The sequence below is a fragment of the Pseudomonas brassicacearum genome, assembly GCF_009601685.2.
Taxonomy (GTDB): domain Bacteria; phylum Pseudomonadota; class Gammaproteobacteria; order Pseudomonadales; family Pseudomonadaceae; genus Aquipseudomonas; species Aquipseudomonas kilonensis_B.
Window position 1 is genome coordinate 3,188,583 of the sequence record NZ_CP045701.2, and the last position, 19,253, is coordinate 3,207,835.

A 19,253-nucleotide genomic window follows, 5' to 3' on the forward strand; every position below is an offset into this window, starting at 1 on the left:
CGCTTGAAGAATGATCGTTCCTACGCAGAGCTTGGGAACGATCATCATCCAACTTTGAAAGGACAGCACCATGCGTATCGTCGTCGCCTTGGGCGGTAACGCCCTACTCCGCCGTGGTGAACCCATGACCGCGGAAAACCAGCGTGCCAACATCCGCGTCGCCACCGAACAAATCGCCAAGATTCACGCCGGCAATGAACTGGTCATCGCGCACGGCAACGGCCCCCAAGTGGGCCTGTTGTCGTTGCAAGCCGCCGCCTACACCTCGGTTTCGCCGTATCCGCTGGACGTGCTCGGCGCCGAAACCGAGGGCATGATCGGCTACATCATCGAACAGGAACTGGGCAACCTGCTGGACTTCGAAGTGCCCTTCGCCACGCTCCTGACCCAGGTTGAAGTCGATGGCAACGACCCGGCCTTCCAGAAACCCAGCAAGCCCATCGGCCCGGTCTACAGCAAGAGCGAGGCAGAAAAGCTCGCGGCGCAAAAGGGCTGGTCCATCGCCCCCGACGGCGATAAGTTCCGCCGCGTGGTCGCAAGCCCCAGGCCCAAGCGCATCTTTGAAATCCGCCCGATCAAATGGCTGCTGGAAAAAGGCAGCATCGTGATCTGTGCCGGCGGTGGCGGCATCCCGACGATGTACGACGCCAACGGCAAGCTGCAAGGCGTGGAAGCGGTGATCGACAAGGACCTGTGCTCGGCGTTGCTGGCCGAACAGCTGGAAAGCGATCTGCTGGTGATCGCCACCGACGTCAACGCCGCGTTCATCGACTTCGGCAAGCCGACCCAGAAAGCCATCGCCCAGGCCCACCCCGACGAGATGGAAAAGCTCGGCTTCGCCGCCGGCTCCATGGGACCGAAGGTCCAGGCCGCCTGCGAATTCGCGCGCAACACTGGCAAGGTCGCGGTGATCGGCTCCCTTTCGGACATCGAGGCCATCGTCCAGGGCAACGCTGGCACCCGAATCAGTACAGCGAAACCCGGCATCAGCTACCAATAAAAAGAACAGGGAACGGCCTGAAACCTGCCCTGAAACAATGCTTTATTGCAGGAGAGATCACCATGGCTACTTTTACACCCGGTCATCTGCACATCAAGCGCGACGCGCTGAACAGGAACGATGTCAGTTACGACCTAAACATCGACTATGAAGTCCACCAGGACCCCAAGGAAGGCAGGGGCATGCTGTTCACAATGCACGGGAGTATCCAGGGCCGGGATATGGAAGAAAAATTCTTCCTGCCCAAGGATCAAGCCTACAATTTCGGGAGCAACGTCACCCAGATTGCAGAGATGTACGGCATACCCAAGGTGTACAGCGCTATCGGTTCAATGCACAAGAACTACGACCTGGTGTTCGAAGATGTCCGGGTACAGTTGGGTATGAAGTCGGGGGACCCGGTCAAGCCAGAGCATCTTGAATAACCTGCTGTACAGCGCCTTTAAGCTCCGCGTCGTAATGGCAACGGTGCCATTGCCCTGGCAACAAGCTGGACAAGCAGGTGACCTATGTATCAGAACTTAGCCCTGCTTGCCGCTTTCCTCCTGAGTTACAGCATATTTGCCGGGCGTTTCGAGTCGCGTCTGCTTAATGGTCCGCTCATGTTCATGCTCGCCGGTCTGATTCTCGGCCCGGCGTTCCTGGGTATTCTGCAACCTCGGATTGACAAGGACGGTCTGCGGATCCTGGCCGAGCTGACATTGGCTATTGTTCTTTTCAGCGATGCCGCCAATGCCAACCTCAGGATTCTGAGAGCACACGAAGGGTTGCCGCTACGCTTGTTGCTGTTGGGGCTACCACTGACCATGCTCAGTGGTTGGCTGGTCGGCATCTGGCTGTTTCCGCAAGTACCGCTGTTGGAGCTGGCAATACTGGCGACCCTCCTGGCGCCCACCGACGCGGCGCTGGGCAAGGCCGTTGTGAGCAATCCCAAGGTTCCTGCGTCCGTGCGTGAAGGGTTGAACGTAGAGAGCGGGTTGAATGACGGCATCTGTGTTCCGGTGCTGTTGATGTTCTTGGCCCTGCTGATCGAAGAGCAAACACTGTCTCCCCTCTCGATGGCCGTGGAGTTGGTGGTCGAGGAGCTTGGCATCGGTGCAGCCGCCGGTATCGCTCTTACGCTTATCGCCTGGGCATTGCAGCGTTATTCCGCAAAGCACCATTGGCAAACGCCTGTGTGGTCACAACTGACGTTGCCCGGCTTGGCTATTCTTTGCTTTGCCACAGCGCAAGCATTAGGCGGTAGCGGGTTTATCGCCGCGTTCGTCGGCGGGTTGCTCGCCAGCTATTTGTTTACCCAGCAAAAACACCACCTGCTCAAGGCCAGCGAAGAATTCGCCAGCCTGTTGTCGGTCGTGACCTGGGTCGTATTTGGCGCGCTGGTGATTCCTCGGGCCTGGAGTAGCCTGACCTTGAACGTCTGGCTCTATGCGGTACTCAGCCTGACCGTGATTCGCATACTGCCTGTGTTGATCAGCCTTGCAGGTAGTCGCTTCGATTTCGAAACCCGCCTGTTCATCGGCTGGTTCGGCCCACGAGGCCTGGCAAGCATCGTCTTCGCCGTCATGATATTGGACTACCCCCTGCAAGCCAGTCGTACCTTGGTAGCTGCCGCAGTCTGCACCGTTTTGTTGAGCGTGCTGCTCCATGGCTTGAGTGCCAATCCATGGGTTGCCCGGCTGGCTCGTCGTGTTCATTGATTTTTGTCAGAAATGCTCCCGTCTGCGGGTGCTACGTTGTAATCAGCGGGCGGCTACGCGTTTGTTCAAGCAACCTTCACGGGGCAGGATATGGTCGGGAACATGAACGTTGTCAGACAGCTCCTCGGCTTACCCATCGTCGTTATGATAGGGGTTTCAAGCCTGGTTGCCGGTTGCGGGAAAGAGCCTGTCACCCTCGCCCGTCAAGCTCCCGATGTGACGGTCATGACGGTCACCGCGCGCAACACCCCGGTGACCTTCGAATTCGTTGCCCAAACACAGAGCTCCCGCGAGGTAGAGATCCGCGCACGGGTTGCCGGCTTCCTGGAGAAGCGGCTTTACACCGAAGGCGATCTGGTCAAAAGCGGGCAAACGCTATTCCAGATGGACCGTAAACCGTTTGAAGCTTCGTTGCTGTCGGCCCAAGGCCAATTGGCTCAGCAACAGGCTCGCTGGGAAGTGGCCAAAGCCACACTGGCGCGCGTGCGTCCCTTGGCGGCGCAGAATGCGGTCAGCAAGATGGACCTGGACAACGCCGTCGGCGATGAGCGTCAAACCCGGGCCGCCGTACTTGCCGCCGAGGGTGCGGTTCGGACCGAACAGTTGAATCTGAGCTACACCACCATCGCCTCCCCCCTCACCGGCCTTTCAAGTTTCGCAAAAAAACAGGAAGGCAGTTACGTCACGCCAGGTGAATCCGGGCTATTGACCACCGTCTCACAAATGGATCCGATCTACGTCAACTTCAGCCTTTCGGAAAACGAGACGCTCAAGTACCGCGACGAGATCGCCTCCGGGCACCTCGTATTCCCTGTGCGCAGTGAGTTTGTCGTAGAAGTGGTGCTGGCCGACGGCTCAATGGTACCTGACCGCGGTCGCCTGAATTTTGCCGCGCCCTCTTATAGCCAGGACACGGGAACCTTCCTGGTCCGCGTCGTGGTGGCCAACCCGAACGGCCAACTGCGCCCCGGCCAGTTCGTACGGGCGCGGGCGATCGGAGCTTCCAGGCCGAATGCCATTGTGGTGCCGCAAAAGGCCGTTCTGGAGGGTGCCAAGAGCCACTTCGTCTGGGTGATCAATGCAGAAGGCAAGCCTGAGCAACGCATTGTCGAAGTGGGTGACTGGCATGGCGATGACTGGTTCATCACCAAAGGGTTGCAAGCGGGGGAACGCATAGTGGTCGACGGTGCGATCAGAGTGACGCCCGGAGGGCCGCTGAACATCGTCTCCCCCCCTCCCCCCGCGCAGGCAGGTGTGATAACGGCGAAACCGACAACTGCCAAATCGGTGCAAGACGATGGGCATAGCCCATGAGCATTTCACACTATTGCATTGATCGCCCCATCTTCGCTTCGGTGATCTCGATCATCATCACGCTGGCTGGCGCAGTAGCGATGGCAAAACTGCCGGTCGCCCAGTACCCGGATATTACACCACCGCAAATTACAGTTTCAGCGACTTACCCCGGTGCCGATGCACAGGTCGTGGCCAATAATGTGGCGGCGCCTATCGAGCAGCAAGTTAACGGCGCCGACAACATGATCTACATGAACTCGTCGAGCTCTGCGACGGGCAACATGACCCTCAACGTATTCTTCGAGATTGGCACTGATCCTTCTCTCGCCCAAGTGGATGTGCAGAACCGGGTCAATCTGGCCCTGCCGCAATTACCCTCCGCGGTGCAGAGCCAGGGTATTCAGGTACAGAAGAAATCCTCGGCGTTCATGATGGTGCTTGCCGTTTATTCGGCCGGCGACCGCTACGACAGCACCTATGTCGCCAACTACGCCAACCTCTACATCCTGGATGCGATCAAGCGTATTCCGGGGGCCAACCAAGCCAGTATTTTTGGCACGCCGGACTACGCCATGCGGATCTGGCTCAAACCCGATCGAATGGCCCAGTTGGGGATTACAGCCGCCGACGTACAAAGCGCGGTCACCAATCAGAACCAGCAATTCGCCGTAGGCCGTGTTGGCCAATCCCCGACGGGCCAGGCCGTGGAACAGTCCTTTGCCGTGACCACTCAGGGACGCCTGACCGAACCTGCGGAGTTCGAGAACATCATCCTGCGCGCTAGCAACGACGGGGCTGCAATCGTTCGCCTCAAAGACATCGGTCGTGCCGAGCTCGGGCAGAAAGACTACTCGTTGCGCAGCACCTATCAGGGGCGTCCGGCGACGCTGATTGCCGTATACCAACAACCCGGCGCCAACGCCCTCGATGTCTCCGCAGCGGTCACCAAAACCCTTGCAGACATGAAAATGACCTTTCCCGAGGGCATCGAATACAAGATCGTAATGGACACCACCGCATTTACCCGTGCGTCGATTTCCGAAGTGATACATACCTTTTTCGAAGCCCTGGTGCTGGTGGTGGTGGTGGTTTACATCTTCCTGCAGAGCCTGCGTGCCACGCTGATACCGGTGCTGGCGGTGCCAGTTTCGATTGTTGGTACGTTTATCGGCATGTCGGCCTTGGGGTTCTCCGTAAACATGCTGACCCTGTTCGGTATGGTATTGGCCATCGGCATCGTGGTGGACGATGCCATCGTCGTGATCGAAAACGTCGAACGCAACATGCACGTACACAAGATGAACCCCAAAGAGGCGGCCAAACGCGCCATGGATGAAGTGGCCGGCCCCGTGGTGGCTATCGTACTGGTGCTGTGCGCGGTGTTCGTCCCGGTGGCCTTCATGGGTGGCATCACTGGCCAGCTATATAAACAGTTCGCAATCACTATCGCTATTTCCGTGGTGATCTCTGGCTTGGTCGCCCTGACCCTGTCGCCGGCGCTGGCGGCCCTGCTGCTCAAGCCCCAACACGGAAAAAAGAACGCTTTTTTCCGCTGGTTCGAGCGCAGCTTCGAACGCATGACCGAGGGCTATTCGCGCTCGGTGGCATTCATGATCAAGCGTTTTGTCCTGGCGTTATTACTCTTTGCCGGCATGATCGCTTTGATTCTGATGATGGCGCAGCGCATTCCCAGTGCATTCCTGCCTCCGGAGGACCAAGGCTATCTGCTGGGGGCCGTGATCATGCCAGACGCGGCCAGCCTGGATCGCACCGGCGAGGTGGGCAAAGTCGCCAGTGACTTCTTCATGAACGATGAGGCCGTCGAGGGCGTCGCCATTGTTAACGGCTACAGCCTCCTCGACGGGCAGAACAAGAACAATGCCGCAGCCTTTTTCGTCGGCTTCAAGGATTTCGAGGAGCGCTACAAAGACTCGCAAACCGTCCTCGAACAAAGTGCTCCTGCGGTGATAAAGAAAGCTGCCCACGCCTTTTCCACCGTGCAGGGCGGCATCATTCTTCCTGTCAATCCGCCATCCATCCCTGGCTTGGGCACCACAGGCGGCATGGAGGTATGGGTTCAAAGTAAGGGAGACGCCAGCGTCGAACAGTTGGCTGAAGTGGTCGACAGCCTTGTTGCAAAAGCCAGGCAGCGCCCGGAACTCGGCGCCATTACTTCCACCTTTAATGCGTTTTCCCGGCAACTGCTGGTCAACGTAGACCGGGAAAAGGCAGAGACGCTGGGTGTACCGGTGGAAGACGTCTACAGCACCATGCAAACCATGTTCGGCTCGCTCTATGTTTCTCAATTCAACAAATTCAGCCGCCTATGGCAGGTGATTTTGCAGGCTGAACCGAACTATCGGCTCAAGGCTGAAGACCTGCAGCAGATTTACGTGCGCAGCAAAAACCTTCAGATGGTGCCGCTCAAAGCGCTGCTGACCACCCGCTACGTCACGGGCCCCGACCTGCTGACCCGTTTCAACAACTTCCCGGCGGTCAAACTCACCGCCAATGCGGCACCGGGCTACAGTTCCGGCCAGGCGCTCAAGGCCCTGGAAGAAATCAGCGCTGAAATCATGACCAACGACTACGCCCTGGCCTTGAGTGGCGAAGCCTTCGAGGAGAAAAAAAGTGGGGGGACCTCCTCTCAGGTGTTCATCTTCGGACTGATCATGGTGTTCCTGATCCTGGCGGCTCAGTACGAAAAATGGTCCCTGCCCGTCGGCGTTTTGCTGGCGGTGCCTTTTGCATTGTTCGGTGCACTGCTTGCCGTTTTGATCCGGGGGTTAAGCAATGACGTCTACTTCCAGATCGGCTTGACCATGCTGGTGGCTCTGGCGGCCAAAAACGCCATCCTCATTTTCGAGTTCGCGGTACTGAACCGGGAAAACGGCATGTCCGCCTACGATGCTGCAATGACTGCCGCCAAGGAGCGTTTGCGGCCTATCGTGATGACGTCCCTGGCGTTTATTTTGGGTTGCGTTCCGCTGGCCATCGCCGTCGGGGCATCCGAAAACAGTCGACACTCCATCGGTACCGGTGTGATCGGCGGGATGCTCGCGGCGACGGTTATCGCCATCTTCTTCATCCCGCTGTTCTACTACCTCGTTGAACGATTGACTGAGAAAAAAGGCTCGGTCAAACAAGCAACCCCGCCGCCTTCGTCGCCCGGGGAGATTCCCGAGGGCGCCCCCCTGCACAGACACGAGGGGGATTGAGATGCGCACACTTCATCTGCCGTTGTTGATTTGCCTGGGTCTGACGGGCTGCATGCTCGGCCCGGATTACCAGCGCCCCACCACAGACGCCCCGGCTGCCTATCGCTATGCGGACCAGGAGGCCAACAATCTGTCCAACACCCTGTGGTGGGAACAGTTCGAGGATCCGGTGCTCAATGACTTGATCCGCAGCGCGCTGGCCGAGAATAAGGACATCAAGATTGCCGCCGCCCGGGTCGAAGAATTCCAGGGGCGTTATGGCGTGGTGCGCTCGCAGATGTTTCCGCAAATCGGCATCGGGGCGCAAGGCAGTCGCTCCAGGGCACCGCGCGACAACGGCCCAGTACCATTGGACTCTGGCGTCGATCCGATTTACAAAAACTACCAGGCCACCCTCAATATGAGCTGGGAGTTGGACGTCTGGGGGCGTCTACGGCGGCTCAATGAGTCGGCGCGTGCGGACTTGCTGGCCTCAGAGGAAGGTCGGCGCACGGTCATTCTGAGCCTGGTATCGTCGGTGGCATCGAGCTACATAACGCTACGCGATCTTGACCGGCAACTGGAAATTGCCCGCACCACCGCCAAGGCCCGTGGCGACTCCTACGAAATTTTTAAATTGCGCTTTGGCGCCGGGACCATTTCCGAAATGGAACTGGCGCAAAACCTCTCCGAGTTCCAGCGCACCCAAGCTTCTATATCGCAATTCGAGTCCCAGGTGGCGCAACAGGAAAATAATCTGGCGGTGCTACTTGGGCGTAATCCAGGACCGATCATCAGAGGTCGTGATCTGACGCAACTCACCCTACCATCGGTCCCCGCCGGATTGCCTTCGGACCTGCTGGAGCGACGCCCCGATCTACGTCGGGCTGAACTGGACCTGATCTCCGCCAATGCCCGTATCGGTGCTGCCAAGGCCTTGTATTTTCCGACGATATCCCTGACTGGGCTGTTGGGCTCAGTCAGTAATCAACTTTCGAATTTGTTCACCGGGCCAGCTGCGACCTGGTCTTACGGCGTCGCCGCGAGCATGCCCATTTTCACCGCCGGAGGGATCGCCGGTGAGGTCCAACAGGCCGAGGCATTTCAACAACAAACCTTGCTGGTCTACCAACAGTCGATTCAATCAGCCTTCAGGGATGTAGAAAATGCGTTGGTGGCGGCGAGCAGATCCCGCGAGCAGATGGCTTCCCAAGCCAATCAGGTCGAGGCGTTGCGTACCTACACCCGGTTTGCGCGACTGCGCTACGACAACGGGTACACCAGCTACATAGAAGTCCTGGATGCAGAACGGAGCCTGTTCAATGCCGAGTTGAATTACACCCAAACCCGGGCGTCGGTGTTTACCGCCATGATCGATATTTACAAGGCGACAGGCGGAGGTTGGGTGACCGAGGCGGACAAACTTTAAACGCTAGCCGCGAACCTACTGCATACCTCTGCAGCCCTCTGCAAGGAGACAATCAATGGAGCCTTCACCGGTCGTTGAGAAAACGTTTTCTCGTAGTCTGCTCGACGTGCTGATTCGTGCCGGGCTGATTGCCGTTCTGGTGATTTTTTGCTTCCAGATATTCAGCCCGTTTCGGGATCTGATGCTTTGGTCACTGATTCTGGCGATCACACTCTATCCTTTGCAATGCCGACTGAAGGACATGCTGGGGCAAAAGGACGGGTACATCTCGACGCTGATCGTGTTCAGTACCATCAGTATTCTCATGGTACCGATCTATCTGTTGGGCACCTCCATCGCCGACTCGGTGAACAGTGTCATGGGGCTGCTCAAGAGCGGCAATTTACACGTTCCACCTCCGACCGATTCAGTCGCCGCGTGGCCACTTGTGGGCAAGCCGCTGTATGACCTCTGGCTGCAGGCCGCCTCCGACCTGCCCGAACTTATGTACAAGCTCGTACCGCAGATCAAAGGGGTCAGCCTGACACTGTTGAGCAAGCTCGCCGGGGTCAGCATGGGTTTGATCAGCTTCATCTTCGCCCTGGTCATCGCCGGAATAATCATGGCCCATGGGGAAAACGGCAGTCGTAGCGCGGTGCAGATCGCTTCGCGCTTAAGCGGTCCGATCAGGGGGCCGAAAATTGCTGCACTGTGCACGGCCACCATCCGTGCCGTGGCAATGGGGGTGGTCGGCATTGCCTTCATCCAGATGATGCTCATTGGTGTCGGCTTTGTGGTCATGGGTATCCCCGGCGCAGGTCTGTTGGCCCTGGCGGTGCTGCTGATCGGCATCATTCAGCTGCCGGCGACACTGATTACCGTTCCGGTGATCGTCTTCGTTTTCGTTACCGAGGGTGCCAGCACGGCGACCATCGTGTTCTCCCTCTATGTCTTCGTCGCCGGCCTGGTGGACAACGTACTCAAGCCACTGCTGTTGGGACGCGGTGTCGATGTGCCGATGCCGGTGGTACTGATCGGTGCTTTGGGGGGCATGGTCACCAGCGGCATCATCGGGTTGTTCATCGGCCCGGTGGTGCTTGCTGTCGGTTATCAACTGTTCTGGCAGTGGGTACGTGCCTCGCCAGAGGACTAGCGGCAGAACCAAACGCTCTACTTTTCCGAATCTACCGTTCGTACTGCGATTTCGATGGCTCGGATACTGATCGATGCAAATATTGCAGTCATCAGAATGCCGTTAAAACCGAGCAGGATCGCAAGTACGCGAGAGATGGCCAACTTCGGCGCGAAGTCCCCGTAACCGATGGTCAAACCCGTCACGAAGGCAAAATAGATGCCGTCAAGAGGATGCCATGTTTCCAGATAGCTGATAATGAGACCGAATAGCACAATTAAAAAAATGAGTAGAGACAAAATCGGCCAGACCACATGAAAGTAGAACCACACTGCTTTGTAGAACTCCCGACGGACGTGCGTTGCATGGGTGACGTTCATCTCATGGGCTTCCTGATGTTTACTTTGCTGGCATTTGAATGCCGCGACCTTGATCAACATCCTTGAGCTTGGCACAAGATTCTCGAGTCTGATGACAAAGTCTGATCGTGTACGCGCAGAACAGGTATTGAGCAAGCATATTAGTGTCCGATGTATGGTATTGGACGATGGATAGAAAGGTGAGCAATGTTGATCCTGATCAATAGTTTTCCGGTTGATCGAGTACACGCTGACAGTAACGCAAGGCCATGGATTGCTCACCGTCGGCGTACTCAGAAGACGGAGGATGACTCTGCATAGGTCGGGATGATTCAACCCTGCATTGCCGAAGCGCCATAATGAACATCTATATTGAAAAAGATCCTGCACAAAATCGCTGGTGGGTTCACATGGATCTGTGGGCCGTAAGTTTCCATAGTCGTGAGGGAGCGGTATCTTTTGTCGAGCGATTGAACGCACGAATTAATGCGCCGCACTCTCTGATACCGGAGGTGAAGACCCAAGAGTTTTCCAAAGGCCCACCGCTCGTTCAGAACGAATTACCTCAATCGATAAAGCAACTTTCTCAAGCCTGATACACATGTTTTTTTTGGGGAAAGGTAAAGTGAAAATACCGACTACCTGAAATGGGCATCCGCACAATTGTGCCTATTGGGAGCTAGATTTGTGAACGACTTAAAGATCGCCACCAGCAAGTCGGTTCGTAATGGCCTCCCTATTACCCGCAAAATTGTTTCCTTTAACAACACTGTTCCGCGCAAACATGTGCAGCACCAACAAGACCCATGCCGGCATCCTGGCGAGCCTCCTGTGGCAGAAAGGCATCGCCCCTGATAAATGCGATTTCAACTCGATTCCAAGGGAGGCGCCCATGAGTCGCTCGCAAACACGGTTACCCGCCGACTTGGCGCAGCGCTTCCCCGTATTGATCGTGGCCAATGCTCTGGAAACCGACGACAACATTCTGGTGCGCAGTGTCAAATCCATCGCCACAGCGCTGCACGAGAATGAAATGGCAGTTGAATGGGTAAGATCTCTTGAAGAGGCCCTAATCGCCATCAAGGCAAACTCGACCTACTGCTGCGCGATCATTGGCTGGGGGCTGTGTGAGAACGCGCCTGATCAGGCTCTGCAACTTATCCAGCTGATGCGCCGGCGAACGGCTCATCTACCGATCATGCTGGGGATGAGCCACGCCCATCAGAGCCGGGTACCGTTGGCATTTATCGAATGCATTGACGGGTTTATCTGGCAGCCTGAAGACAGCACCGAGTTCATTGCCGGGCGCATAGAAGCGGCAGCCCGCCGCTACCTGGATACTATCCTGCCGCCGTTCTTCGGCGCATTGGTCAACTTTGCCGATACGCACGAGTATTCCTGGCATACCCCTGGCCATACCGGCGGCACCGCATTTATGAAAACTGCTGTCGGACGTACGTTCCTCGATTTCTATGGTGAGCAGATGCTTCGCTCCGACCTCAGTGTATCGGTCGGTCCATTGGGGTCGCTGAATGACCACTCAGGCCCCATAGATGAAGCGGAGAAGTATGCTGCTCGGGTGTTCGGTGCCGACTTCACCTTTTTCTCGGTCGGAGGCAGTTCGGCGAGTAACGAGATCGTCCTGCATTCGGCAGTGACCGACGGCGACACCGTGCTGGTCGATCGCAATTGTCACAAGTCTTTGAACTATGCGTTGAACATGTCCGGGGCGGTGCCGCTGTACTTGCGTCCAAGACGCAATGCTCGGGGTCTGATTGGTCCGGTCCCGTTTATGGAACTGACGCCGGCTGCAGTTGCCCGAAAAATCGCCGACAGCCCGCTGGTGACCGATAAACAAGCGCGCCCCGTGCTCGCGGTCCTGACCAACTCGACCTACGATGGCCTCTGCTATAACGTGCAAACCACCACTCGCGAGCTGAGCCAGAGCGTTGACCGTATCCACTACGACGAAGCCTGGTATGCCTATGCGCGCTTCAACCCGCTTTACGAAGGCCGGTATGGCATGCACCGTGGCGAACGCTATCCTGACGATGCCACCGTCACAGTCACTCACTCCACCCACAAGTTACTGGCAGCGCTTTCACAGGCTTCGATGATCCATGTCCGATCGGGAAAGGTTGAAGTCAAGCCGGCCCTGTTCAACGAAGCTTTCATGATGCACACCTCGACGTCCCCGCAATACAGCCTCATCGCCTCGATTGATGTCTCGTCAAAAATGATGGATGACGCAGGGACCTACCTGACCGATGAGTCCATCGACGAGGCGATCGCCTTCCGCCTGGCCATGGCCCGCCTGAGCAATGAGATACGAGAGCGAGATGGCAGTGATTGGTGGTTTGGTGTCTGGCAACCCGATGAAGTCAATGGTGTTTCTTTTGCTGAACTCAACCCTGAAGTTCTGCACCACGGCGATGCCTGGGTACTCAAACCGGAGGCCAGTTGGCATGGCTTCGGTGACTTGGGCACTGATTACTGCATGCTCGACCCGATCAAGGTCACGGTGCTGACGCCTGGCCAGACGGTCGAGGGCCGGATGGAGGACAGCGGTATCCCCGCACCGCTAGTGTCGTCCTTCCTCTCCAGTCGCGGCATCGTGGTCGAGAAAACCGAGCCGTATTCAATTCTCGTGCTGTTCAGCCTAGGCGTGACCAAAGGTAAATGGGGCTCGCTGATCGCCGGTTTGATGGAGTTCAAGAAACACTATGAGAGCAACACGCCGCTGGAGCAGGTCCTGCCCGAGTTGGTCCACAACCACGCCGAGCGCTATAGCGATATGGGGCTCAAGGACCTGGCCGAAGCCATGCACCAGGACATGATCAGCTCACAGATGCTGCGCAACATGGATGCGGCCTACACCTTGCTGCCGGACCCGGTCGCTTCGCCTCGGGCCACCTACGCCAGATTGGTAAAAGGCGATATTGAGCAGATCGCAGTGTGCGACATGCTGGATCGCACCGTGGCCGTGCAGATCGTGCCTTATCCGCCGGGCATTCCATTGATGATGCCCGGAGAAAAAGCGGGGGCCGATAAAAAGGCCATCGTCGATTACTTGTTGGCGATGGAGCTGTTCGATGGCCATTTCCCAGGCTTCGAACATGACAATCATGGTGTGGAGATCGAGCGTGACAGCTCGGGTCGGCCAACCTACAAGGTCTATGTGGTCAAAAACTGAGGTTCAGCCCTTTCCCCGACGAGTCGTCAAGCGCCGGACTCAGGGTCAATGCGTTGCACAGATCAAGGAGTTTCCGATGGCCGACTCAAACAAGAAAATGAGCCTCATGGGGCTCACTACATTGGTGACGGTGAACATGATGGGGTCGGGCATCATCATGTTACCGACGAGCATGGCGCAACTCGGTGCCGTTTCATTGCTGTCATGGATCGTCACCGCCATAGGTTCCATGGCCATCGCTTACTGTTTTTCCCAGTGCGGCATCTACTGTCCGCGCTCAGGCGGTTTGTCCGCCTATACCGAAGAGGCGCATGCCAAATCAGGCTTCTTTCTCTGCTCGTACTTGTACTTCCTTTCGCTGGCCATCGCCAACGTGGCGGTCGCCATCTCTGCGGTGGGGTACATGACATCGTTCCTGCCCTGGTTGGGCAGTGGTGCCATTCCGCTGTTCATAGGAACCGTCGGCTTGCTCTGGCTGACCACCGTGGCCAACTTTGGTGGCCCCGCAATCACCGGCAAAATCGGTGCGATTACCGTATGGGGCGTGATCATTCCGGTGGCAGGCTTGAGCATCATCGGTTGGTTCTGGTTCAAACCCGAAGTGCTGGCTGAAGCCTGGAACCCGAACAACCTGCCAATCTCCGAAGCCATTGGCAAAGCTATTCCCCTGACCCTGTGGGCCTTCCTCGGCATGGAGTCAGCCGCGCAAGCCTCCGATGCGGTAGAAGATCCCAAGCGTACTGTGCCGCTGGCCTGCCTGTTAGGCACGCTGGGAGCGGCAGTGGTCTATGTGCTGTCGACCACGGTCATCCAGGGCATCATACCCAACGCCGAACTGGCCAATTCATCGGCCCCTTTTGCGCTGGTCTATGCGCAAATGTTCAACCCTCTCGTGGGCAATATCATCATGGCGCTGGCGGTGATAGCTTGTGTCGGCTCGCTGCTTGGCTGGCAGTTCACCTTGGCGCAAACGGCCAAGATGACGGCTGACCAGGGCATGTTTCTAAAACTGTTCAGCAAGGTCAGCGCACGGAACGCACCCATTGTCGGCATGCTCGTCTGCGGGGTGTTGCAGACCTTGTTGGCGCTGTCGACCATTTCGCCCAATGCCAGTGCGCAATTCGGAAAGCTGGTGAGCCTGGCGGCTGTGACGAACTTGATCCCCTACGTGACGGCGGCCACTGGCCTGCTGGTCATGATGTACAAAGCCAAAGTCAGTACAAGCGTATACACCCGCAACACGGCGCTGTTACTGATAGCCGTGGCCTATTCGTTGTACGCCCTCTATTCCTGCGGCAAGGATGCGGTATTCGGTGGCACCCTGGTCCTTGCGTTCGGCTACTTGCTCTATGGCTTTCTCGCCAAACGTTTTGTCGAGACACCGCCAACCGTTCAGACCCGGGCCGACAACCCTTGACCGTTGATTTCAGGACAGCACTTTCATCTGAATTCGGGGAACCAGAATATGAACGCGAAACTGACCAAAGCCAATGACCTGCTGCTTGTGTGCCTGCTCACGCTGGCACCGGTACTCGCTACTGCCAATACCCTTGAGCGCGTGCGGGCAAGCAATACTTTCACCCTCGGTTATCGGCCGGACTTCGCCCCTTTTAGCGTCCAGGCGGAGGATAAAGCCAAGGGTTATGCCATAGATATCTGCCTGAGAATCGCCGACAAGGTCAAGACCGAGCTGGGTTTGCCCGGGCTGGAGATACGTTACCAGCCCGTCACGGTCACCGACGAGATGAGCGCCGTCAGCTCGGGCAAGATCGACATTCTCTGTACGCCGACCCCTCCCACACTGGAGCGGCGCAAGGCTGTGAGCTACTCGGTACCGATCTATACCGCCGGCCTCTCGGTCGTGGTGCGCCAGGATGCATCCGAGGCGTTGCTCAATGTGCTTAATGGCAAGGTGGCTCGTACCGGGCCAACCTGGCGAGCGACTGTCAACCGTGGGTTGTCCAACCAGACCTATGCCACCCTCGCCGGCGGAGTCTCCGAGACATGGCTCCACCAGCAAATGCGATTGCTGGGTGTGGTGGCCACTCTGGTCACCGTAGAGAACACCGACACAGGCCTTAAACAGGTTTCCGAAGGCAAGGCCGACGCCTTCTTCGCTGAACGCATGATGCTCGAGAACCTGCTCAATACAAATTATGCCGCCGGGAATCTGGTTCTACTGGATCGTATTTTTGAATACGCACCGACAGCAATGGCGGTGGATCGAGACGATGAAAATTTCCGCTTGCTGGTCGACACGACGCTGAGTGAAATGTATCGCTCCGGCGAGATTGAGCAGGCATTCGACAAGTATTTGGGTGGCGCCAGCAGCACCGCCAAAAAGCTGTTCAAGGTTTATGCAATACCGTAGCGACAAGCCAGAGATATCGGGACCAATCAACACGCATCGGCGGGTCCGTATAAAGCGAGCTGACCTCACGGGCGCCGCCTGCATGCTCTCCGTCACGGCTGGGGCTGAAGTCATAGACCACCGCTGCCAACGCCGTGGTGCGAGATCAAGAAAAGAGGCGCGAATGCGGCCCTCTTTTCCGGAGCAGATACAACGCGCAGCTTTCTCATCAATCACTGCCCTGTCAGATCCTGTAATAAATCGTCTCGTATGAAGTATTGGAAACCGTTGTAGGATTTCTTCCCCTATTATTTCCAGGTCTGTATGAACACCCTCCAGGAACCTCCCAGTCGCCTTTCGAAGAACCGTTTTCCCTCCGTCGCCCCTGCGCCCCACATACGCTCGTTGCAGCACCCTTCCCTCACATTGATCATCCGAGGGAGCGAATAACCCATGGAATGGATCGTCGACCCCACGGCATGGCTGGGCCTGCTGACTTTGATCGTGTTGGAGCTGGTGCTCGGCATCGATAACCTCGTATTCATCGCCATCCTCGCGGACAAACTTCCGCCCGAGCAGCGCGACCGTGCCCGTATCATCGGCCTGTCCCTGGCGTTGCTGATGCGCCTTGGCCTCCTCGCCAGCATCTCCTGGATGGTGACGTTGACCAACCCGCTGTTCGAGATATTCGGCAAGACATTCTCGGGACGGGACTTGATCATGCTGTTCGGCGGCGTGTTCCTGTTGTTCAAGGCAACCATGGAGTTGCATGAGCGACTCGAGGGCCACGTGGCGCAACGTTCCAGCAATGCCGCCTATGCGATGTTCTGGCCTATCGTTGCGCAGATTGTGGTACTGGACGCGGTTTTTTCCCTGGATGCGGTGATCACCGCCGTGGGTATGGTGGAGCACCTGTCGATCATGATGATCGCAGTGATGTTCTCTATCGGCTTGATGATGATCGCGAGTAAACCGCTGACAAAATTCGTCAACGGCCACCCTACCGTCATTATGCTGTGCCTGGGTTTCCTGATGATGATCGGATTCAGCCTCACCGCTGAGGGCCTTGGTTTTCACATCCCGAAAGGCTACTTGTACGCCGCGATTGGTTTCTCGATCCTGATTGAATTGTTCAACCAGCTGGCGCGCTCGCGTCGCAAGAAAAGCCTGCAAGGTCTACGGCCGATGCGCGAGCGTACCGCTCATGCGGTGTTGCGCCTGCTGGGCGGTCAAAAGCTGGGGGCCGATGAAGTCGGCGAGGAAATCGCCGACATGCTGGAAGGCGACGAACCGGAGCAGGTTTTCCATCGGCGCGAACGGGTCATGATCAGTGGCGTGCTGCAATTGGCCGAGCGCCCGATACGCAGTGTGATGACGCCTCGTGCGCAAATCGACTACCTCGACTTGGCAGATGCTGCGCAAGAAATCCGTACGGCGCTGATGCACTCTTCTTACTCCCGCTTGCCGTTGATTCGGGATGGACGCGTGGATGAGCCACTAGGCTTTGTCCATAAGAAGGAACTGCTTAAGGAAATACTGGCAGGCAATCAGCCGAATCTGGAAGTCATGGCGCGCAAAGTCGTCAACCTGCTCGACAGCTTCACGATCCTTAATGCACTGGAGCAAATGCGTAAGGAGTCGACCCACATCGCGTTCGTGGTGAACGAGTTCGGTGACTTCGTGGGGCTTCTCACGATGACTGACATCCTGGAATCCATTGCAGGTGAACTGCCGGATGCCAGTGAAATCGAAGGCCCGAACATTGTTCCCCAGCAAGAGGGTTTTCTCGTCAGCGGTGCCCTGAATCTCAGCCAAGTTCGCGAACACATCGGCTTCCAGGCGAAAGCAACGGAAAATTACCAGACGCTTGCCGGGTTAGTGATGAGCCTGCTGGATCGCTTGCCAATCATTGGAGACACGCTCAACTGGCAAGGGTGGAGCATGACCGTGATGGAGGTTGAAGAACGTCGGGTGACCAGGGTGCTGTTGCGCAAGGAATAAGCCTGGAAGGAGGCGATTGGCCTATGCTTAGCCAATCCATTGCGGAGCTGGATCAATGTCGTCCTCGGAAGCCACCCTCCTCCAAAGCTGGCACCACAACGCCCAGTCCTGGATCGAAGCCATCCGCACGGGGGCTATCGAAAGCCGGCTGACGGTCACGGACCAGGCCATGCTACTGGCGGTGCAGAGCCGCCAGCCCGAGCGCGTGCTCGATCTGGGCTGCGGCGAAGGCTGGCTGTTGCGGGCGCTGGCTGAACGGGGCATCGAAGCGGTTGGTGTGGATGGTGACGCGACGCTGGTCGATGCGGCGCGGGCGGCGGGTTCCTCGTCGGTGCATCTGGCAAGCTATGACGCGCTGGTGGAGGCGAAGGTGGACGTCGGCAGCGGCTACGACCTGATCTGCGCCAATTTCGCCCTGCTGCACCAGGACATCATCCCATTGCTCACCGCGATGAACGCCCTGCTCTGCCCAGGCGGCGCGCTGGTGGTTCAGACGCTGCATCCATGGACCATGGCCGCAGGCGATTATCAGGACGGTTGGCGAGAAGAAACCTTCGATGGGTTCAAGGGCCAATGGCAACCCATGCCGTGGTATTTCCGGACGTTGTCCAGTTGGCTCAATGCACTGGACATGGCCGGCTTTCGACTGGTCGGCCTGCAGGAACCGCAGCACCCACAAAGCCCGATGCCGCAGTCATTGCTGCTGGTGGCCGAGCAATCCCCGTCATGGCGTTAGCAACTCGACGGTAAAACACCCCGAGCGATAAACCCTGCGCGCCTGCAGTCCGCGCTTTTGCAGGGTTTTCCTGACGGTTCTGAGAAACATGCCGTGAGAGACAACGATCGTGGTCTTCCCTGATTCGCCGCAGCTTTTGTAAAGCTCATCGGCGACACCGAGCGCCCGCTGGTGTTCGGCTTTTAGGCTGGCGGCCCCCATTGAAATCCCCAGCAACCACAGGATCCTGTGCAACGCGAACCAACGCCTCAAACCCATTTTCAAGACGGGAATGCTGCTCAGCCGCAGGTCGTACTCGCGTAATCGAACATCCTGTTGGATACGTGTGGCATCGAATAGCTGGCATGCCGTCGCGTAGGCTCTGTTTACGGGCGAGGAAATGATGTTGGCTTCGGTCGCCAAAAGCACTTGAGACAAGTCCGGTTGTCTCAGGAATGCGGCAATTTCGTCTTCGTCGATGGATGAGGTCTGATTGTATTCATCCAGAAGCAGCTTGGCTGAATGCGCATTGCAGGGCTTGTAATCGATCAACGGCGTGGCATGACGTATCAGGTAAATCACAACAACAGCTCCTTTGTTTCCGGTAAATCCCTTTCGAAGAGCACCTGTATACCCGTAACGACGCCATTGATCGAGTTCGGTAAAGATGACACGTGCGCCCGCTCGGCTGAAAGGACTGTGCACGAGCTGTGTAGGAGCTGTGCAGGAGCTGGTAGGAGCTGTGTGGAGCTGTGTAGGAGCTGTGTAGGAGCTGTCGAGTGCAACGAGGCTGCGATCTTTCCCCTGACACTTGAATCTCAAGCGAAAGATCAAGATCAAGATCAAGATCAAGATCAAAAGATCGCAGGCTTCGCCAGCTCCTACAGAGCCCAGCGGGGGCA

At 57.1% G+C, this 19,253-nt stretch carries 15 protein-coding genes; 13 read left to right on the plus strand and 2 right to left on the minus strand.

What is annotated here, in order from left to right; all coding sequences use genetic code 11:
• Positions 1–70 precede the first annotated feature (70 nt).
• The 7 genes from arcC to GFU70_RS13870 all read left to right on the plus strand — a co-directional run bounded on the left by arcC (position 71) and on the right by GFU70_RS13870 (position 9,754).
• Entirely contained in the window at positions 71–1,000 is a 930-nt protein-coding gene (gene arcC / locus GFU70_RS13840; protein WP_153388238.1) for a carbamate kinase, read from the plus strand.
• 62 nt (positions 1,001–1,062) lie between these two features.
• Complete coding sequence (locus GFU70_RS13845; RefSeq protein ID WP_058542176.1) at positions 1,063–1,425, plus strand: DUF5064 family protein; 363 nt, start codon at positions 1,063–1,065, stop codon at positions 1,423–1,425.
• An 84-nt stretch (positions 1,426–1,509) separates the two neighbouring features.
• Positions 1,510–2,700, plus strand: a complete 1,191-nt coding sequence (locus GFU70_RS13850; protein WP_058542175.1) for a cation:proton antiporter — start codon at positions 1,510–1,512, stop codon at positions 2,698–2,700.
• 102 nt (positions 2,701–2,802) lie between these two features.
• Positions 2,803–4,014, plus strand: coding sequence for an efflux RND transporter periplasmic adaptor subunit (locus tag GFU70_RS13855; protein ID WP_226921133.1), 1,212 nt, complete (start codon positions 2,803–2,805; stop codon positions 4,012–4,014).
• Positions 4,011–7,214, plus strand: coding sequence for an efflux RND transporter permease subunit (locus tag GFU70_RS13860; protein ID WP_153388240.1), 3,204 nt, complete (start codon positions 4,011–4,013; stop codon positions 7,212–7,214). The genes GFU70_RS13855 and GFU70_RS13860 overlap by 4 nt, the downstream gene beginning before the upstream one ends.
• A gap of 1 nt (position 7,215) precedes the next feature.
• A complete protein-coding gene (locus GFU70_RS13865; protein WP_153388241.1) occupies positions 7,216–8,622 on the plus strand; it encodes an efflux transporter outer membrane subunit in 1,407 nt (468 codons plus the stop codon).
• 55 nt (positions 8,623–8,677) lie between these two features.
• Positions 8,678–9,754 carry an AI-2E family transporter gene (locus GFU70_RS13870; protein WP_153388242.1) on the plus strand — a complete coding sequence of 359 codons (1,077 nt, stop codon included), beginning with the start codon at positions 8,678–8,680 and terminating at the stop codon, positions 9,752–9,754.
• 17 nt (positions 9,755–9,771) lie between these two features.
• Here the strand turns inward: GFU70_RS13870 and GFU70_RS13875 are convergent, their stop codons facing one another.
• Positions 9,772–10,113: a potassium channel family protein gene (locus tag GFU70_RS13875; RefSeq protein WP_058542182.1), complete on the minus strand. Its 342-nt coding sequence runs from the start codon at positions 10,111–10,113 to the stop codon at positions 9,772–9,774.
• Positions 10,114–10,451: 338 nt separating this feature from the next.
• On the opposite strand from GFU70_RS13875, the gene GFU70_RS13880 reads away from it, so the two are divergent.
• The 6 genes from GFU70_RS13880 to GFU70_RS13905 all read left to right on the plus strand — a co-directional run bounded on the left by GFU70_RS13880 (position 10,452) and on the right by GFU70_RS13905 (position 18,372).
• Positions 10,452–10,688 (plus strand): hypothetical protein, encoded by a 237-nt coding sequence (locus tag GFU70_RS13880; protein ID WP_081264411.1) that lies wholly within the window; start codon positions 10,452–10,454, stop codon positions 10,686–10,688.
• A gap of 131 nt (positions 10,689–10,819) precedes the next feature.
• Positions 10,820–13,285 carry an Orn/Lys/Arg decarboxylase N-terminal domain-containing protein gene (locus GFU70_RS13885; protein ID WP_226921134.1) on the plus strand — a complete coding sequence of 822 codons (2,466 nt, stop codon included), beginning with the start codon at positions 10,820–10,822 and terminating at the stop codon, positions 13,283–13,285.
• A 76-nt stretch (positions 13,286–13,361) separates the two neighbouring features.
• Positions 13,362–14,702 carry a putrescine-ornithine antiporter gene (gene potE / locus GFU70_RS13890; protein ID WP_058542171.1) on the plus strand — a complete coding sequence of 447 codons (1,341 nt, stop codon included), beginning with the start codon at positions 13,362–13,364 and terminating at the stop codon, positions 14,700–14,702.
• A 48-nt stretch (positions 14,703–14,750) separates the two neighbouring features.
• Positions 14,751–15,656, plus strand: a complete 906-nt coding sequence (locus tag GFU70_RS13895) for an amino acid ABC transporter substrate-binding protein (protein ID WP_058542170.1) — start codon at positions 14,751–14,753, stop codon at positions 15,654–15,656.
• A 432-nt stretch (positions 15,657–16,088) separates the two neighbouring features.
• Positions 16,089–17,636, plus strand: coding sequence for a TerC family protein (locus tag GFU70_RS13900; RefSeq protein ID WP_058542169.1), 1,548 nt, complete (start codon positions 16,089–16,091; stop codon positions 17,634–17,636).
• A gap of 55 nt (positions 17,637–17,691) precedes the next feature.
• On the plus strand, positions 17,692–18,372 hold the full coding sequence (locus GFU70_RS13905) for a class I SAM-dependent methyltransferase (protein WP_153388243.1): 681 nt from the start codon (positions 17,692–17,694) through the stop codon (positions 18,370–18,372).
• On the opposite strand, the gene GFU70_RS13910 is transcribed toward GFU70_RS13905, so the two are convergent.
• A complete protein-coding gene (locus GFU70_RS13910; RefSeq protein ID WP_153388244.1) occupies positions 18,361–18,933 on the minus strand; it encodes a phosphoglycerate mutase family protein in 573 nt (190 codons plus the stop codon). The two genes, GFU70_RS13905 and GFU70_RS13910, sit on opposite strands and share 12 nt — an antisense overlap.
• Between the last annotated feature and the right edge of the window lie 320 nt (positions 18,934–19,253).

What these genes read in the sequence shown, in the direction of transcription:
- potE (WP_058542171.1), top strand. Translation starts at nt 13,362, where the DNA reads ATGGCCGACTCAAACAAGAAAATGAGCCTCATGGGGCTCACTACATTG.
- GFU70_RS13895 (WP_058542170.1), top strand. Translation starts at nt 14,751, where the DNA reads ATGAACGCGAAACTGACCAAAGCCAATGACCTGCTGCTTGTGTGCCTG.
- GFU70_RS13850 (WP_058542175.1), top strand. Translation starts at nt 1,510, where the DNA reads ATGTATCAGAACTTAGCCCTGCTTGCCGCTTTCCTCCTGAGTTACAGC.
- GFU70_RS13845 (WP_058542176.1), top strand. Translation starts at nt 1,063, where the DNA reads ATGGCTACTTTTACACCCGGTCATCTGCACATCAAGCGCGACGCGCTG.
- GFU70_RS13865 (WP_153388241.1), top strand. Translation starts at nt 7,216, where the DNA reads ATGCGCACACTTCATCTGCCGTTGTTGATTTGCCTGGGTCTGACGGGC.
- GFU70_RS13905 (WP_153388243.1), top strand. Translation starts at nt 17,692, where the DNA reads ATGTCGTCCTCGGAAGCCACCCTCCTCCAAAGCTGGCACCACAACGCC.
- GFU70_RS13870 (WP_153388242.1), top strand. Translation starts at nt 8,678, where the DNA reads ATGGAGCCTTCACCGGTCGTTGAGAAAACGTTTTCTCGTAGTCTGCTC.
- GFU70_RS13875 (WP_058542182.1), bottom strand. Translation starts at nt 10,113, where the DNA reads ATGAACGTCACCCATGCAACGCACGTCCGTCGGGAGTTCTACAAAGCA.
- GFU70_RS13900 (WP_058542169.1), top strand. Translation starts at nt 16,089, where the DNA reads ATGGAATGGATCGTCGACCCCACGGCATGGCTGGGCCTGCTGACTTTG.
- GFU70_RS13880 (WP_081264411.1), top strand. Translation starts at nt 10,452, where the DNA reads ATGAACATCTATATTGAAAAAGATCCTGCACAAAATCGCTGGTGGGTT.
- GFU70_RS13855 (WP_226921133.1), top strand. Translation starts at nt 2,803, where the DNA reads ATGAACGTTGTCAGACAGCTCCTCGGCTTACCCATCGTCGTTATGATA.
- GFU70_RS13885 (WP_226921134.1), top strand. Translation starts at nt 10,820, where the DNA reads ATGGCCTCCCTATTACCCGCAAAATTGTTTCCTTTAACAACACTGTTC.
- GFU70_RS13860 (WP_153388240.1), top strand. Translation starts at nt 4,011, where the DNA reads ATGAGCATTTCACACTATTGCATTGATCGCCCCATCTTCGCTTCGGTG.
- arcC (WP_153388238.1), top strand. Translation starts at nt 71, where the DNA reads ATGCGTATCGTCGTCGCCTTGGGCGGTAACGCCCTACTCCGCCGTGGT.